A 14,682-nucleotide genomic window follows, 5' to 3' on the forward strand; every position below is an offset into this window, starting at 1 on the left:
CCAGGCGAATGCCGGATCGCTGGGCTTCAAGCTGCCACCGACTTCCAGCTCGCCGCTCAAAATCGCCTGCTCGATACTGCGACTGCCACCCTCCAACAACTGGATGGTGACGTTGCGCGCCGCGATCCGGCGCGGCTGGGTATGACCGATCAGGCCGTATTGGCCGCGACCGATTTCCAGGCAGATTTTCGGCAGTTGGGTGGTCTTACCCGAGCCGGTCTCACCGGCAATGATCAGCACCTGATGCTTGAGCAGCGCCGCCTTGATTTCGTCACGCTTGGCGGCAATCGGCAGACTGTCGTCATAGCGTATCAGCGGCAGGCTGGCGCGCCGCGCCGTGACCTGGGCGCAGGACGCCTGCATGCGCGTCACCCACTGCGCCAGCTTCTCCTCATCGGGCTTCTTGCGCAGCTCGAGCAACTGCCGCCGCAAACGGTGGCGGTCGGCGAGCATGGCGTGATCGAGATTTTTCAGCAGTTGGTCGATAGCAGGCGCTTGGTCAGTCATCAGGTGCGTTTTGGTCGTCTATTTATGCAGGGGGCGGATTGTCGCAGAAAACCGCCGGCACGCGCGCCCCTCATTCGTTATCGCGCTCCTTGCGCCGATACGGAAACACATCGATCACCTTTCCGGCACGAATCGCGTCCTGCAGGCCCTTCCAATAGTCGGCGTTGTACAACTCGCCGTGCAGCTTATCGAACAACTTGCGCTGGCCGGCGTCGGCGAACAGGAACGGTGGGAACTCTTCGGGGAACACATCCAGCGGGCCGATGGAGTACCAGGGCTCCGACGCCATTTCATCCTCTGGCGTGCGGGGTGCGGGGATGTGGCGGAAGTTGGCTTCCGTGAGGTAGCAGATCTCGTCGTAGTCGTAGAACACCACGCGGCCGTGGCGGGTGACGCCGAAGTTCTTCAGCAACATGTCGCCTGGGAAAATGTTCGCCGCCGCCAGTTGCTTGATCGCCAGGCCATAGTCTTCCAGGGCTTCGCGTTCCTGGGCGGGGTTGGCGTTTTCAAGGTAGAGGTTGAGCGGGGTCATGCGCCGTTCGGTCCAGCAGTGGCGGATCAGCACGCTGTCGCCTTCGACTTGAACCGTGCTGGCCGCCACTTCGAGCAATTCGGCCAGGCACTCGGGTTCGAACTTGCTCAACGGAAAGCGAAAATCAGCGAACTCCTGGGTATCGGCCATGCGCCCGACGCGGTCGACGCTTTTGACCAGGCGGTACTTCTCGATCACGGTGGCGCGGCTGACGTTTTTCGACGGCGAGAAGCGGTCCTTGATGATCTTGAACACCGTGTTGAAGCCCGGCAACGTAAACACGCTCATGACCATGCCGCGTATACCGGGCGCCATGATGAACTGATCATCGGTGGTGGCCAGGTGGTTGATCAGGGCGCGATAGAATTCCGACTTGCCGTGCTTGTAGAAGCCGATCGAGGTGTACAGCTCGGCAATGTGCTTGCCCGGCAGGATGCGCTTGAGGAAGCCGATGAACTCCGCCGGCACCGGCACGTCGACCATGAAGTAGGAGCGGGTAAAGGAAAAAATGATCGACACATCGGCTTCGTCGGTGATCAGTGCGTCGATCTGGATACCCTGCCCTTCGCGGTGCAGCAGCGGGACGACCAGCGGCCACTGCTCGTCGTGGGTGTAGATACGCCCGACAAGGTAGGCGCCCTTGTTGCGGTAGAGCACCGAGGAAAACAGCTCGACCTTCAGCTCAGGGTCCTTGCACACCCAGTCCGGCAGGTTCTCGCGCAGTTGCACTTCGAGGCGGCGCAGGTCGGCCGGCAGATCCGCGTAGGGCTCGCTGAAGCTGTAATCCGCGAAAATCTGCGCCAGCATGTCGGAGATTTTCCCGACAGGTGTGTAGATCCGGGTTTGCGCCGCCCTCGCCCGGCGCAGGCTCGGCCGGGTGGTATGGACGAACATGCAGCCGTCGCTGATCAGGTCATGGCTGAACAGGCCGCAGAAGATCGAGTTGTACCAGGTCTCGGACAGCTCATCGTCAAAGCGCAGGTCGATCAGGCCGATGTAGGCACTTTTCACCAGCGGCCAGGCCTCGATGTCCATCAGGGTGGCGTCATCGAAGCTCGCCCGCAGGCGGGTCGTCACTTCGCTGACTTTCTCCTCATACAGGTTGATACGCGCCGCCGAGGCTGCCTGGCCCTGCTGCCACTGGGCCTTTTCGAAACGTTCACGGGCGCCATCGGTGATCTGGCGGAAGTGCTCGCGGTAATCGTCGAAGCCATCGAGGATCATCTGGGCGATAGCGAGGGCGGGTGTGCGCTGCGACATGCGGAAAACCTCGAACGGGCATCTGGAAGCCCAGAGCTTAGCCAGTCAAGGGAGCCAGGAGAAGCAGTCATTTAGCATGCTTGTTTGTGGACTTTCGTTCATTTCGCAGATTTATGGGCGTTATTGGAAACACTCACTGCGGCCAATGCACAAATCGGCCAGCACAGCCGATGACGCGGGTTGTCCTGTAATCAGTGATTGTGTCGAGCCAGTCGCTGGGCAACACTCGCCGCCTTATTGATGTAGGAGTTTTCTGTGAGACCTGTCGACACCCTGTACCTGCTGGGGCTGGCCGCGATCTGGGGCGCGAGTTTTCTGTTCATGCGCATTATCGCGCCGGAAATCGGCACGCTGCCGACCGCGTTTTTTCGCGTGTCGATTGCCGCCGCCGGCTTGCTGGTGATGCTGGCAGTGATGCGTGTGAACTGGGACTTCCAGGGCAAGTTCAAGACCATCCTGCTGCTAGGCGTGATCAACTCCGGCATACCCGCGACCCTGTACTCCGTGGCCGCCCAGGTGCTGCCGGCGGGTTACTCGGCGATCTTCAATGCCACCACGCCGTTAATGGGCGTGTTGATTGGCGGGTTGTTCTTCAGTGAACGCCTGACGCCATCGAAAGTCGGCGGGGTGTGCCTGGGCCTGTTTGGCGTGGGCGTACTGACCCGCGCCGGGCCAGTGGCATTTGACCTGGAATTGTTGATGGGCGCGTTGGCCTGCCTGTTGGCCACCACTTGCTATGGCTTTGCCGGTTTTCTCGCGCGGCGCTGGCTGGATCAGCGCGGTGGGCTCGACAGTCGGCTCGCGGCCCTGGGCAGCATGCTCGGCGCGACCTTGTTCCTGCTGCCGCTGTTTGCCTACAGCGCCATCCGCCACCCGCCGGCAAGCTGGGGCGGCTGGCACGTGTGGTTGTCGCTGCTCGGGTTGGGGCTGATGTGTACGGCGTTTGCCTACGTCCTGTACTTTCGCCTGCTGACGGCCATTGGCCCGGTGAAGTCGATGACCACCACCTTCCTGATTCCGCCGTTCGGGGTACTGTGGGGCGCGTTGTTGCTGGATGAGCCATTGTCGATGGCACATCTGTATGGCGGGGTGTTGATTGCGGGGGCGTTATGGTTGGTGTTGCGGCCGGGGACATTGGCCAAAGCGCTGTAGGGGCGCCTTGCCCCTACAGCGTGCTCAGACGTCAGCTTTTACGGAATACAAACACCAGACCGATGATGATCAACCCCATCCCCAGCAGGCTCAATAACGCGAGCCGGTTGCCGAAGATCAGGTAATCCATCACCGCTGTCACCGCAGGCACCAAGTAGAACAGGCTGGTGACATTGACCAAATTGCCCCGGGCGATCAGGCGGTACAGCAACAGCGTCGCCAGCAGCGACACCACCAGGCCCATCCACAGCACCGGCAGGTAAAAGCTGGCGCTGTGCTCAACGTGGAACGGCTGGAACGGCACAAACACCGAGCACAGCAGCAGCCCTGCCAGGTATTGCACGGGCAGCGTGCCCAACGGGTTGTCGGTGATGCGCTTCTGCATGATCGAGCCGAAGGTCATGCTTGCCAGGGCCAACAAACCGAAGAGCATCCCGGTCAGGGACATCCCCGACAGCCCGATGCCTTGGTAGACCACCATGATCAGTCCCACCAACCCCAACCCCAAGCCGAACATCCGGCGCAAGGACCGTTGGCGCTCCATCAGCACCACGGTGAGAATCGGCTGCACCCCCATGATGGTTGCCATCACCCCTGGGGTGACTTTGAGGTCCAGGGCCAGCAGATAGAAAATCTGGTACGCCCCCAACAACACCAGCCCCGTCGCCGCCGCATACAGCAGCGGCTTGCCGGGTTGCGGCAGTTTGAGCTTGAGGATCGGTACCAGAATCACCAATCCCGCAAGGGCGATGGCAAAACGGATCAGCAAAAAGGCGAAGGGCGACGCATGGGCCAGGCCCAACTTGGAGAAAATCGCCCCGCTGCTCCATAGCAATACAAACAGGCTCGTCGAAGCCGCCGCGGCCACGGATTGTTTCGAAATAACAGACATGGTTACCACCTGTAATCAGGCAAAAAGCCGATTCAGCAAAAGCTAAAACGCGTAGGTTCAGCTCAGTAGGTTTTTTTCAGGCGGGCATACGGGAACAGCAATCAGCTGATCAGCCCGAAATGCCAACACCCGGCGGTGATACGACTGCGTACACCGGCGTGCTACTGACAGGTGGGGGGTAGTGACTGATCTGCGCAGGCTGCGGGTTCCCGCACGGCACGACCACAGCGCTGGACGCTGAATCGACTACCGCTATGCACAGGAATGCAGGCATGGGCTGATCTTTTGAGGAGGTGAAGACGCGACGACTATAACCAGCCGCCGACATATTTTGCAATCGCTCCAGCAGAACCGCTTTCGCGTGATGGCTTTTTCATCTTGCCGCGCAGGCCGCCCGTTATACTACCGCCCAGTTTTTTCCAAGGATTTCACATGGCCGCTTTGCCTTGGCTGTACCTCGCCCTCCTGTCCGTCGGCTATGCCATGGCCTTGGTTTACGGCCAACTGGGGGTGCTGGCGGCAATCTCCGTGGCCCTGCTGCTGATCGCCGGGTATGCGGTACGCCAGCAACGGACCGCATGGGGGCGTTACGTCGGCCACGGGTTGTTCATCGTATTGGCCTTGGGCCTTGCAATGCACTGGCTGCCGGGGTTCGACAACGGGCGCGGTATCGCGTCCCAGCGTTTCACCGCCGATGCCGTGCCCTTCTCGATGTACCTCAACCAGGACAAACCGCTGATCGGCTTCTGGCTGCTGCTGGCCTGCCCGTGGATTGTGGCGCGGCGCTCATTGCGACTGTCGATCTGCGTCACCGCCTTGGCGTTGACTCTGACAGCCATAGTGGCACTGGGTGGCGCGGCGTTGCTGGGCGTCATCAGTTGGGCGCCGAAGTGGCCGGACCAGGCGTGGTTGTGGGTGCTGAATAACCTGTTGTTGGTGACGTTAGTGGAAGAAGCGCTGTTGCGCGGCTACATTCAGGGCGGCCTGAGCCGACGCTTCAAACACTTGCCCTACGGCGAAAACCTCGCATTGCTGCTGGCCGCTCTGCTATTCGGCCTTGTACACCTGGGCGCGGGCTGGCAGTGGGTGCTGCTGGCCAGCATCGCTGGCGTCGGTTATGGCCTTGCTTATCGTTTTGGCGGCCTGGGCGCGGCGATTGCCACGCATTTCGGCCTTAATTTTCTGCATTTCGGACTGTTTTCCTACCCAATGCTCGCCGGCTGATTATTGCAAAAATAAGTTAAATATATGATCGCCATCGCCGATACCCATTGAAAGCCTCGCGGATTGAATAACCATGCGTAATAACCAACCCGTTACCCAGCGCGAACGGACCTTCCCCGCTCAGCAACGGTTGATCTCCACCACAGATGCCAAGGGTGTCATCACTTACTGCAACGACGCTTTCGTCGAAATCAGTGGTTTCTCCCGCGACGAACTGGTGCGCGCCCCGCACAACCTGGTTCGCCACCCGGACGTTCCGGGGGCTGTGTTCGCACACATGTGGTCCACGCTCAAGCAAGGCTTGCCATGGATGGGCATCGTCAAGAACCGCTGCAAGACCGGCGATCACTACTGGGTTAACGCCTATGTGACGCCGATGTTTGACGGCAACCAAGTGGTCGGCTATGAATCGGTGCGCGTCAAGCCCACCGCCGAGCAGATCCGCCGGGCCGAAGCGCTCTACCAACGCATCAATCAGGGCAAGTCCGCCATTCCCAAACGGGACAAGTGGCTGCCGGTGCTGCAGGACTGGCTGCCGTTTATCCTGGTCAGCCAGTTGAGCTTCATGATTGGCGCGTCGCTCAACTCCCACTGGGGCTTTGCCCTCGCGGCGGGGTTGTCGGTGCCGTTGGGCCTACTGGGCCTGAGCTGGCAACAGCGCGGCCTCAAGCGTTTGCTGCGCCTGGCCGAACAGACCACCTCCGATCCGTTGATCGCGCAGATGTACACCGACAGCCGTGGCGCCCAGGCACGCCTGGAAATGTCGATCCTCAGCCAGGAGGCACGTCTGAAGACCTGTCTCACGCGCTTGCAGGACACCGCCGAACACCTCAACGAGCAGGCGGCGCAGTCCAACACCTTGGCGCACAACAGCTCCAGCGGCCTGGAACGCCAGCGCGTGGAAACCGAACAGGTGGCCACCGCAGTCAACCAGATGGCGGCGACGACCCAGGAAGTCGCCAGCCATGTGCAGCGCACGGCCGATGCCACCCAGGAAGCCAATCGCCTGACCGGGCGCGGCCGCGATATCGCCGGGGAAACCCGCGCGGCGATTCAGCGGCTGTCGGTCGCGGTTGGCGAGACCGGCGTGACCGTCACCCAACTGGCCAAGGACAGCGATGAAATCGGCGGCGTGGTCGACGTGATCAAAGGCATTGCCGACCAGACCAACCTACTGGCCTTGAACGCTGCGATCGAAGCCGCGCGTGCCGGTGAGATGGGCCGTGGTTTTGCGGTGGTTGCCGACGAAGTCCGCCAACTGGCGCAACGCACGGCTGAATCGACCGGGCAGATCCATACCCTGATCGCCAAGCTGCAGCAAACCGCTGCCGCTGCCGTACAAACCATGGACGCCGGGCATCGCCAGGCCGAAGAAGGCGTAGCGCGGGTGATGGAGGCGGATCAGGCGCTGGTGGGCATCAGCGAAGCGGTGGCCAACATCACCGACATGACCACCCAAATCGCCGCCGCCACGGAAGAGCAAAGCTCGGTTGCCGAAGAGATCAGCCGCAATATCAGCACCATCGCGCTACTGGCCGATCAGACGTCGGAACAGGCGTTGAACTCGGCGCAGTTGAGTGAAGAGTTGACGCACACGGCGCATACCCAGTATTCGCTGGTGGAGCGGTTTAACCGCTAAACCGCTATCGGGGGCAAGTCGAATCGTCGCACCGCCCCTCCCACATTCGACTGCATTCCAAGGGGTGTATGCGGTTAAATGTGGGAGGGGCGGTGCGACGATTCGACTTGCCCCCGATAGGGTCCTAACAGGCGCCGAGAAACCGAGCCACTTGCACCGCCGCCGCCTCCAAATGCTGCTCATGACTGCACCCCGACGCCTTCAACGGCTTCAAATCATGATCCCCCGCCGCCAGCCACATCACCTCGATGCTCGGCGACAAGTCATACCCCTGCACCGCCGCTCGATTGCCCAACGCATCGCGCTCGCCCTGCACAATCAATGTCGGCGTCTTCAACCCGGCCAAATGCGCGACTCGCGGCTTTTCCGGCTTGCCCACCGCATAGAACGGATAGCCCAGGCACACCAGCCCATCGGCACCCAATTCATCGGCGAGCAAACTGGCCATGCGCCCGCCCATGGACTTGCCACCAATGGCCAGTTTCCCAGCGACATGGCGTCGCACCTCGGCATAGACCTCGCGCCAGCTCTGCAGCAGTTTCGGCGCCGGGTTGGGCGGGCGCTTGCCCCCGTCCACGCGGCGCTGGGCCATGTAGGGAAACTCGAAACGCAAGACGCTCACACCCTGCGCGGCAAGGCGCGCAGCCATGTCGTCCATGAAGGACGAGTCCATCGGCGCGCCGGCGCCGTGGGCCAGGATCAGCGTCACCGGCGTATGCGTTGGAGCGCCCGAGACAACATCCCATCGCCAGCCATGTTCCTGCACACACCGTGCCCATTGATCCCCGTCAATACTGGCCTTGTGCTCTTTGCCCATGCTTACCTCGCTTTTTAGTCTGCCTATAACTCCAGCCCAAGTGTCGCATCTACTTGGGTTGAACCGTGGATGGGGAACCATGAACACTACTTTAAGTACCGCCTATAACTACAAGGTGGTCCGCCAATTCGCGATTATGACGGTGGTGTGGGGCATCGTCGGCATGGGGCTCGGGGTTTTTCTCGCAGCCCAATTGGTGTGGCCTGCACTCAACTTTGACTTGCCTTGGACCAGCTTCGGCCGCTTGCGCCCGTTGCACACCAACGCGGTGATCTTCGCCTTCGGGGGTTGCGCGCTGTTTGCCAGCTCCTTCTACTCGGTGCAGCGCACCTGCCAGACCCAGCTGTTCGCACCAAAAGTCGCTCAGTTCTGCTTTTGGGGCTGGCAACTGGTCATTGTCCTGGCAGCGATCACCTTGCCGCTGGGTTACACCAGCTCCAAGGAATACGCCGAGCTGGAATGGCCGATCGACATCCTGATCACTATTGTCTGGGTGGCTTATGCCATCGTGTTTTTCGGCACTGTGGCCAAGCGCAACACCAAGCACATCTACGTCGGCAACTGGTTCTTCGGTGCGTTCATCATCACCGTGGCCATCTTGCATATCGTCAACAACCTGGAAATCCCGGTCAGCCTGACCAAGTCCTACTCGCTGTACGGCGGTGCGACGGATGCCATGGTGCAGTGGTGGTATGGGCATAACGCAGTAGGCTTCTTCCTGACTGCCGGCTTCCTGGGAATGATGTACTACTTTGTACCCAAGCAAGCCGAACGTCCGGTGTATTCCTATCGCCTGTCGATCGTCCACTTCTGGGCACTGATCACCCTGTACATCTGGGCCGGTCCGCACCACCTGCACTACACCGCGTTGCCAGACTGGGCACAGTCGTTGGGCATGGTGATGTCCCTGGTGCTGCTGGCGCCAAGCTGGGGCGGCATGATCAACGGCATGATGACCCTGTCGGGTGCCTGGCATAAGTTGCGCAGCGACCCGATCCTGCGCTTCCTGGTCGTCTCGCTGGCGTTCTACGGCATGTCGACGTTCGAAGGGCCGATGATGGCCATCAAGACCGTCAACTCGCTGTCCCACTACACCGACTGGACCATCGGCCACGTACACGCCGGCGCTCTCGGCTGGGTAGCGATGATCTCCATCGGCGCTCTGTACCACATGATCCCGAAAGTCTTCGGTCGCGAGCGGATGTACAGCGTCGGCCTGATCAACGCGCACTTCTGGCTGGCCACCATCGGCACCGTGCTCTACATCGCCTCGATGTGGGTCAACGGCATCGCCCAGGGCCTTATGTGGCGTGCGATCAACGATGACGGCACCCTCACCTACTCCTTCGTCGAAGCGCTGCAAGCCAGCCACCCGGGCTACGTCGTGCGACTGGTAGGCGGTGCGGTGTTCCTCAGCGGCATGTTGCTGATGGCTTACAACACATGGCGCACCGTGCGCTCGGCACAACCTGTCGAAGCCACCCCTGCCGCGCAGATGGCCTGAGGAGTCAGTGATGAAACACGAAACGATTGAAAAGAACGTCGGCCTGCTGATGTTGCTGATGGTGCTTGCCGTGAGCATCGGCGGCCTGACCCAGATCGTCCCGCTGTTCTTCCAGGACGTGACCAACAAGCCGGTGGAAGGCATGAAGCCCTACACCGCGCTGCAACTGGAAGGCCGCGACATCTACATCCGCGAAGGCTGCGTACAGTGCCACTCGCAGATGATCCGTCCGTTCCGCGCCGAGACCGAGCGCTACGGCCACTACTCGGTAGCGGGCGAAAGCGTCTGGGACCATCCGTTCCTGTGGGGCTCCAAGCGTACCGGGCCGGACCTGGCTCGCGTCGGCGCACGCTACTCGGACGACTGGCACCGCGCGCACTTGTACAACCCGCGCAACGTGGTGCCTGAGTCGAAAATGCCGGCTTACCCATGGCTGGTGACGGCGCCGGTCGACAGCAGCCATACCGAGACCAAGCTCAAAGTGATGCGTACCCTCGGCGTGCCTTACACCGACGACGACATCAGCGGTGCAGTGGCCAGCCTCAAGGGCAAGACCGAGATCGACGCGCTGGTTTCGTACCTGCAAGTCCTCGGCACCGCCATCAAGAGCAAGAGGTGAGCCATGGGATTTGAATTCGATGCGGGCACCATCCGCGGCCTCGGCACGCTAGTCGTCGCCATCGCCTTTATCGGCCTCTCGCTGTGGGTATTCAACAACCGACGCAATGAAGAATTCGAGCAGGCACGCCTGCTGCCGTTTGCCGACGAACCCACCGCCACCCCATCCGACGCTCAAGAAGCGCCTGCAACAAGGAGCAATCGGCCATGACTACCTTCTGGAGTACATGGATCTGCGTACTGACCCTCGGCAGCCTGATCGGCCTGACCTGGCTGTTGTTCGGCACCCGCAAGGGCGAGACCAAGGGCAGTGTCGACCAGACCATGGGCCACGCCTTCGACGGCATTGAGGAATACGACAACCCGCTGCCCCAGTGGTGGTTCATGCTGTTCGCCGGCACGCTGGTGTTTGCCGTCGGCTACTTGATCCTCTACCCGGGCCTGGGCAACTGGAAAGGCGTACTGCCGGGCTATGAAGGCGGCTGGACCTCGGCCAAGGAATGGGACAAGGAAATGGCCAAGGCCGACACCAAGTTCGGGCCGATCTTCGCCAAATTCTCGGCCATGCCGGTGGAAGAAGTCGCCAAAGACCCGCAAGCGCTGAAAATGGGCGGTCGCCTGTTTGCCTCCAACTGCGCGGTGTGCCACGGCTCGGATGCCAAGGGCGCGTATGGCTTCCCGAACCTGGCGGACAATAACTGGCGCTGGGGCGGTTCCGCCGACGCGATCAAGACCACCATCATGGGCGGTCGCCATGCGGCAATGCCGGCCTGGGGTGAAGTGCTGGGCGAGGACGGTGTGAAAAACGTCGCGGCCTATGTGCGTCACGACCTGGCCAAGCTGCCACTGCCAGCCGACAGCGGCGCCGACCTGGTCGCCGGCCAAGCCACGTTCAACACCACCTGCGTGGCCTGCCACGGCCCGCAAGGCCACGGTGTCGAAGCCATGGGCGCGCCGAACCTGACCGCGCCAAGCGGCTTTATCTACGGCACCAGCCTAGCGCAGTTGCAGCAAACCATTCGCCACGGCCGCCAAGGCCAGATGCCGGCGCAGGAAGTGCTGCAAGGCAATGACAAGGTTCACCTGCTGGCCGCTTATGTTTACAGCCTGTCCCACAACGCTGACGGCGCAACGCCGCAACGCCAGGCACAGTAACGCTTCACCCCTGAACTGCCGCCCCTGATCCAGGGGCGGTAGCTCTACCCTTCTACGCGACCAAGTGTCGCACCCTTCCAAAGCACTGCTTTCCCCTCCTGCCATTCGGGTCTACGCTTGTCTGCACAGTGGATCGGTACGGACCGGTCGACGGTCGACTTGCACTCAATGGGTTGAACGCTTCTGTAGGGATGACAGCCGCAAAGGCAGGCAGTGACCGGCTGTCGCGCCACTGACCACTCATCACCTCTGTCGCGTGTTGACACACAGCCAGTCATCCGCTGGCGTGCCCCGAAAAAATTCCTGTCCGATCGATCAGCTTTTGATTTCTGATTTTGTCCTTACATCAAACATGGAAAGGGCGCAGAATCTGGCGTGGAACGTATTGACACAGGTCACCCTTGCGTTGCAATGGCACCTCGGTTTCTACATACTTGCGACCGATTTTTATCTATAAAAAAACCTAAACCGTGGAACCTTAGAATGAGCACAGCAATCAGTCCGACTGCTTATAACTATAAGGTAGTCCGCCAGTTCGCCATCATGACGGTGGTCTGGGGGATCCTTGGCATGGGGCTCGGGGTCTTCATCGCCTCGCAACTGGTTTGGCCGGAATTGAATTTCGGCCTGCCATGGACGACCTTTGGCCGCCTACGCCCGCTGCACACTAACCTGGTGATTTTCGCCTTCGGCGGATGTGCACTGTTTGCCACCTCTTACTATGTCGTGCAACGAACCTGCCAGACGCGACTGATCTCCGACAGCCTCGCCGCCTTCACCTTCTGGGGATGGCAAGCCGTGATCGTCGGGGCCGGTATCTCGTTGCCGCTGGGCTACACCACCACCAAGGAATACGCCGAGCTGGAATGGCCCATCGCCATTTTGCTCGCTATTGTCTGGGTGACCTACGCGGTGGTGTTCTTCGGCACCATCACCAAGCGCAAGACCAAGCACATCTATGTGGGTAACTGGTTCTACGGTGCCTTCATCCTGGTGACGGCGATGCTGCACATCGTCAACCATGCGTCGTTGCCGGTCAGCCTGTTCAAGTCCTATTCGGCCTACGCCGGGGCAACGGATGCGATGATCCAGTGGTGGTACGGCCACAACGCCGTGGGGTTCTTCCTCACCACCGGTTTCCTGGGGATGATGTACTACTTCGTGCCGAAACAGGCCGAACGCCCCATCTACTCTTATCGCCTATCCATCGTGCACTTCTGGGCGCTGATCACCCTGTACATCTGGGCCGGTCCGCACCACCTGCACTACACCGCGCTGCCGGACTGGGCACAGTCGTTGGGCATGGCGATGTCGATCATCCTGCTGGCCCCGAGCTGGGGCGGCATGATCAACGGCATGATGACCCTGTCGGGCGCCTGGCATAAGCTGCGCACCGACCCGATCCTGCGTTTCCTGGTCGTGTCCCTGGCGTTCTACGGCATGTCGACCTTCGAAGGGCCGATGATGGCGATCAAGACCGTCAACTCCCTGTCCCACTACACCGACTGGACCATCGGCCACGTACACGCCGGCGCTCTCGGCTGGGTAGCGATGATCTCCATCGGCGCGCTGTACCACATGATCCCGAAAATCTTCGGGCGTGCGCAGATGCACAGCGTCGGGTTGATCAACACGCACTTCTGGCTGGCCACCATCGGCACAGTGCTCTACATCGCCTCGATGTGGGTCAACGGCATTACCCAAGGCCTGATGTGGCGTGCGATCAACGATGACGGCACCCTCACCTACTCCTTCGTCGAAGCGCTGCAAGCCAGCCACCCGGGCTACATCGTCCGTGCCCTGGGCGGCGCGTTCTTTGCCTCCGGCATGCTGTTCATGGCCTACAACGTCTGGCGCACCGTGCGCGCCTCCGACCCTGCAGAAGCCGAAGCCGCCGCCAAGATCGCCGTTGTGGGAGCCCACTGATGAAGCATGAAGTAATCGAGAAGAATATCGGCCTGCTGGCCTTCTTCATGGTTATCGCCGTGAGTATCGGCGGCCTGACCCAGATCGTTCCGCTGTTCTTCCAGGACGTGACCAACAAGCCGGTCGAAGGCATGAAGCCGCGTACCGCCCTTGAACTGGAAGGCCGCGATATCTACATCGCTAACGGCTGTGTCGGCTGCCACTCGCAGATGATCCGCCCGTTCCGCGCCGAAACCGAACGTTATGGCCACTACTCGGTAGCCGGTGAAAGCGTGTGGGACCACCCGTTCCTGTGGGGCTCCAAGCGCACCGGGCCGGACCTGGCCCGTGTCGGCGGGCGTTACTCCGATGACTGGCAACGCGCGCACTTGTACAACCCGCGCAACGTGGTGCCGGAATCGAAAATGCCGGCGTATCCGTTCCTCGTGGAAAACAAGCTCGACGGCAAGGACACCGCGAAAAAAATGGAAGTCTTGCGCACCCTGGGCGTGCCCTACACCGACGAAGACATCGCCGGTGCATCCGCAGCCGTGAAGGGCAAGACCGAAATGGACGCATTGGTGGCCTACCTGCAAGGCCTTGGCACCATCATCAAAAGCAAACGGTGATTCTTCATGGATATCGGGATGATTCGTGGCCTGGGCACCGTTGTGGTGATGGTGGCCTTTATCGGCCTGGCATTGTGGGTGTTCAGCCCCAAGCGCAAGTCGGAGTTTGACGACGCAACCATGCTGCCCTTTGCGGATGACCCCGAAGCCATCAAGCACGTCGAGCAAGCTTCTAGGAGTAACAAAGAATGACTACGTTCTGGAGTCTGTACGTCACAGTCCTCAGTCTGGGTACCATTTTCGCCCTGACCTGGCTGCTGCTGTCGACCCGCAAGGGCCAGCGCGCCGAGCAAACGGACGAGACCGTCGGCCACTCGTTCGACGGTATCGAGGAGTACGACAACCCGCTGCCGAAATGGTGGTTCATGCTGTTCGTCGGCACCATCGTCTTCGCCTTGGGCTACCTGGTGCTGTACCCCGGCCTGGGCAATTGGAAAGGCCTGCTGCCGGGCTACAACTACCTCGACAACGACAAGCAGACCGCCTTCGCCAACGGCCAGACCGGCTGGACCGGCGTGCATGAGTGGGAAAAGGAAATGGCCAAGTCGGACGCCAAGTTCGGCCCGATCTTCGCCAAATTCGCCGCGATGCCGATTGAAGACGTCGCCAAAGACCCGCAAGCCCTGAAGATGGGGGGCCGTCTGTTTGCCTCCAACTGCTCGGTGTGCCACGGTTCCGACGCCAAGGGTGCCTACGGCTTCCCCAACCTGACCGACGCCGACTGGCGCTGGGGCGGCGAGCCCGCCACCATCAAGGAAACCATCATGAAAGGCCGCCACGCGGTGATGCCGGCCTGGGCCGAAGTCATCGGCGAACAAGGCGTGGCCGACGTGGCGGGCTTCGTGGTG

At 61.0% G+C, this 14,682-nt stretch carries 14 protein-coding genes and 1 pseudogene; 11 read left to right on the forward strand and 4 right to left on the reverse strand.

Features of this window, described 5'->3' with window-relative positions; translation table 11 throughout:
* Positions 1-507: pseudogene (locus L9Z73_RS13330) on the reverse strand (hypothetical protein); the annotation flags it as partial.
* Positions 508-577: 70 nt separating this feature from the next.
* Positions 578-2,299: a bifunctional isocitrate dehydrogenase kinase/phosphatase gene (gene aceK / locus L9Z73_RS13335; protein ID WP_247401668.1), complete on the reverse strand. Its 1,722-nt coding sequence runs from the start codon at positions 2,297-2,299 to the stop codon at positions 578-580.
* A 255-nt stretch (positions 2,300-2,554) separates the two neighbouring features.
* Between aceK and L9Z73_RS13340 the strand changes: the two genes are divergently transcribed.
* Entirely contained in the window at positions 2,555-3,451 is an 897-nt protein-coding gene (locus L9Z73_RS13340; protein WP_247401669.1) for a DMT family transporter, read from the forward strand.
* 31 nt (positions 3,452-3,482) lie between these two features.
* On the opposite strand, the gene L9Z73_RS13345 is transcribed toward L9Z73_RS13340, so the two are convergent.
* Complete coding sequence (locus L9Z73_RS13345; RefSeq protein WP_247401670.1) at positions 3,483-4,343, reverse strand: DMT family transporter; 861 nt, start codon at positions 4,341-4,343, stop codon at positions 3,483-3,485.
* Between the two features lie 432 nt (positions 4,344-4,775).
* Between L9Z73_RS13345 and L9Z73_RS13350 the strand changes: the two genes are divergently transcribed.
* Positions 4,776-5,567 carry a CPBP family intramembrane glutamic endopeptidase gene (locus L9Z73_RS13350; RefSeq protein WP_247401671.1) on the forward strand — a complete coding sequence of 264 codons (792 nt, stop codon included), beginning with the start codon at positions 4,776-4,778 and terminating at the stop codon, positions 5,565-5,567.
* Between the two features lie 73 nt (positions 5,568-5,640).
* Positions 5,641-7,206, forward strand: a complete 1,566-nt coding sequence (locus tag L9Z73_RS13355) for a methyl-accepting chemotaxis protein (RefSeq protein ID WP_247401672.1) — start codon at positions 5,641-5,643, stop codon at positions 7,204-7,206.
* A gap of 124 nt (positions 7,207-7,330) precedes the next feature.
* On the opposite strand, the gene L9Z73_RS13360 is transcribed toward L9Z73_RS13355, so the two are convergent.
* Positions 7,331-8,023: an alpha/beta family hydrolase gene (locus L9Z73_RS13360; RefSeq protein ID WP_247401673.1), complete on the reverse strand. Its 693-nt coding sequence runs from the start codon at positions 8,021-8,023 to the stop codon at positions 7,331-7,333.
* 79 nt (positions 8,024-8,102) lie between these two features.
* Between L9Z73_RS13360 and ccoN (L9Z73_RS13365) the strand changes: the two genes are divergently transcribed.
* The 8 genes from ccoN (L9Z73_RS13365) to L9Z73_RS13400 form a co-directional block, all read left to right on the forward strand.
* The gene (gene ccoN, locus L9Z73_RS13365) at positions 8,103-9,527 is read left to right on the forward strand and encodes a cytochrome-c oxidase, cbb3-type subunit I (protein WP_247401674.1); all 1,425 of its coding nucleotides are present in this window, start codon (positions 8,103-8,105) and stop codon (positions 9,525-9,527) included.
* A gap of 10 nt (positions 9,528-9,537) precedes the next feature.
* Positions 9,538-10,146, forward strand: coding sequence for a cytochrome-c oxidase, cbb3-type subunit II (gene ccoO / locus L9Z73_RS13370; RefSeq protein ID WP_247401675.1), 609 nt, complete (start codon positions 9,538-9,540; stop codon positions 10,144-10,146).
* A 3-nt stretch (positions 10,147-10,149) separates the two neighbouring features.
* Positions 10,150-10,356 carry a cbb3-type cytochrome oxidase subunit 3 gene (locus L9Z73_RS13375; RefSeq protein WP_247401676.1) on the forward strand — a complete coding sequence of 69 codons (207 nt, stop codon included), beginning with the start codon at positions 10,150-10,152 and terminating at the stop codon, positions 10,354-10,356.
* Positions 10,353-11,300: a cytochrome-c oxidase, cbb3-type subunit III gene (ccoP, locus tag L9Z73_RS13380; protein ID WP_247401677.1), complete on the forward strand. Its 948-nt coding sequence runs from the start codon at positions 10,353-10,355 to the stop codon at positions 11,298-11,300. Before L9Z73_RS13375 ends, ccoP begins: the two co-directional genes overlap by 4 nt.
* Positions 11,301-11,783: 483 nt before the next feature.
* On the forward strand, positions 11,784-13,226 hold the full coding sequence (gene ccoN, locus L9Z73_RS13385; protein ID WP_247401678.1) for a cytochrome-c oxidase, cbb3-type subunit I: 1,443 nt from the start codon (positions 11,784-11,786) through the stop codon (positions 13,224-13,226).
* Positions 13,226-13,834, forward strand: a complete 609-nt coding sequence (gene ccoO, locus L9Z73_RS13390) for a cytochrome-c oxidase, cbb3-type subunit II (RefSeq protein ID WP_247401679.1) — start codon at positions 13,226-13,228, stop codon at positions 13,832-13,834. The genes ccoN (L9Z73_RS13385) and ccoO (L9Z73_RS13390) overlap by 1 nt, the downstream gene beginning before the upstream one ends.
* A 6-nt stretch (positions 13,835-13,840) precedes the next feature.
* Entirely contained in the window at positions 13,841-14,026 is a 186-nt protein-coding gene (locus L9Z73_RS13395; RefSeq protein ID WP_016775513.1) for a CcoQ/FixQ family Cbb3-type cytochrome c oxidase assembly chaperone, read from the forward strand.
* Positions 14,023-14,682 (forward strand): cbb3-type cytochrome c oxidase N-terminal domain-containing protein (locus tag L9Z73_RS13400; RefSeq protein WP_247401681.1); only part of this gene is annotated, 660 nt, incomplete at its 3' end. The genes L9Z73_RS13395 and L9Z73_RS13400, both read left to right, overlap by 4 nt.

Source organism: Pseudomonas emilianonis, from assembly GCF_023072625.1.
Lineage (GTDB): Bacteria > Pseudomonadota > Gammaproteobacteria > Pseudomonadales > Pseudomonadaceae > Aquipseudomonas > Aquipseudomonas paraveronii.

Excerpts from the sequence above, each read along its gene's own strand:
- L9Z73_RS13350 (WP_247401671.1), top strand. The coding sequence starts at position 4,776 with ATGGCCGCTTTGCCTTGGCTGTACCTCGCCCTCCTGTCCGTCGGCTAT.
- aceK (WP_247401668.1), bottom strand. The coding sequence starts at position 2,299 with ATGTCGCAGCGCACACCCGCCCTCGCTATCGCCCAGATGATCCTCGAT.
- L9Z73_RS13345 (WP_247401670.1), bottom strand. The coding sequence starts at position 4,343 with ATGTCTGTTATTTCGAAACAATCCGTGGCCGCGGCGGCTTCGACGAGC.
- L9Z73_RS13395 (WP_016775513.1), top strand. The coding sequence starts at position 13,841 with ATGGATATCGGGATGATTCGTGGCCTGGGCACCGTTGTGGTGATGGTG.
- ccoO (WP_247401679.1), top strand. The coding sequence starts at position 13,226 with ATGAAGCATGAAGTAATCGAGAAGAATATCGGCCTGCTGGCCTTCTTC.
- L9Z73_RS13355 (WP_247401672.1), top strand. The coding sequence starts at position 5,641 with ATGCGTAATAACCAACCCGTTACCCAGCGCGAACGGACCTTCCCCGCT.
- L9Z73_RS13375 (WP_247401676.1), top strand. The coding sequence starts at position 10,150 with ATGGGATTTGAATTCGATGCGGGCACCATCCGCGGCCTCGGCACGCTA.
- L9Z73_RS13360 (WP_247401673.1), bottom strand. The coding sequence starts at position 8,023 with ATGGGCAAAGAGCACAAGGCCAGTATTGACGGGGATCAATGGGCACGG.
- ccoO (WP_247401675.1), top strand. The coding sequence starts at position 9,538 with ATGAAACACGAAACGATTGAAAAGAACGTCGGCCTGCTGATGTTGCTG.
- ccoP (WP_247401677.1), top strand. The coding sequence starts at position 10,353 with ATGACTACCTTCTGGAGTACATGGATCTGCGTACTGACCCTCGGCAGC.
- ccoN (WP_247401674.1), top strand. The coding sequence starts at position 8,103 with ATGAACACTACTTTAAGTACCGCCTATAACTACAAGGTGGTCCGCCAA.
- ccoN (WP_247401678.1), top strand. The coding sequence starts at position 11,784 with ATGAGCACAGCAATCAGTCCGACTGCTTATAACTATAAGGTAGTCCGC.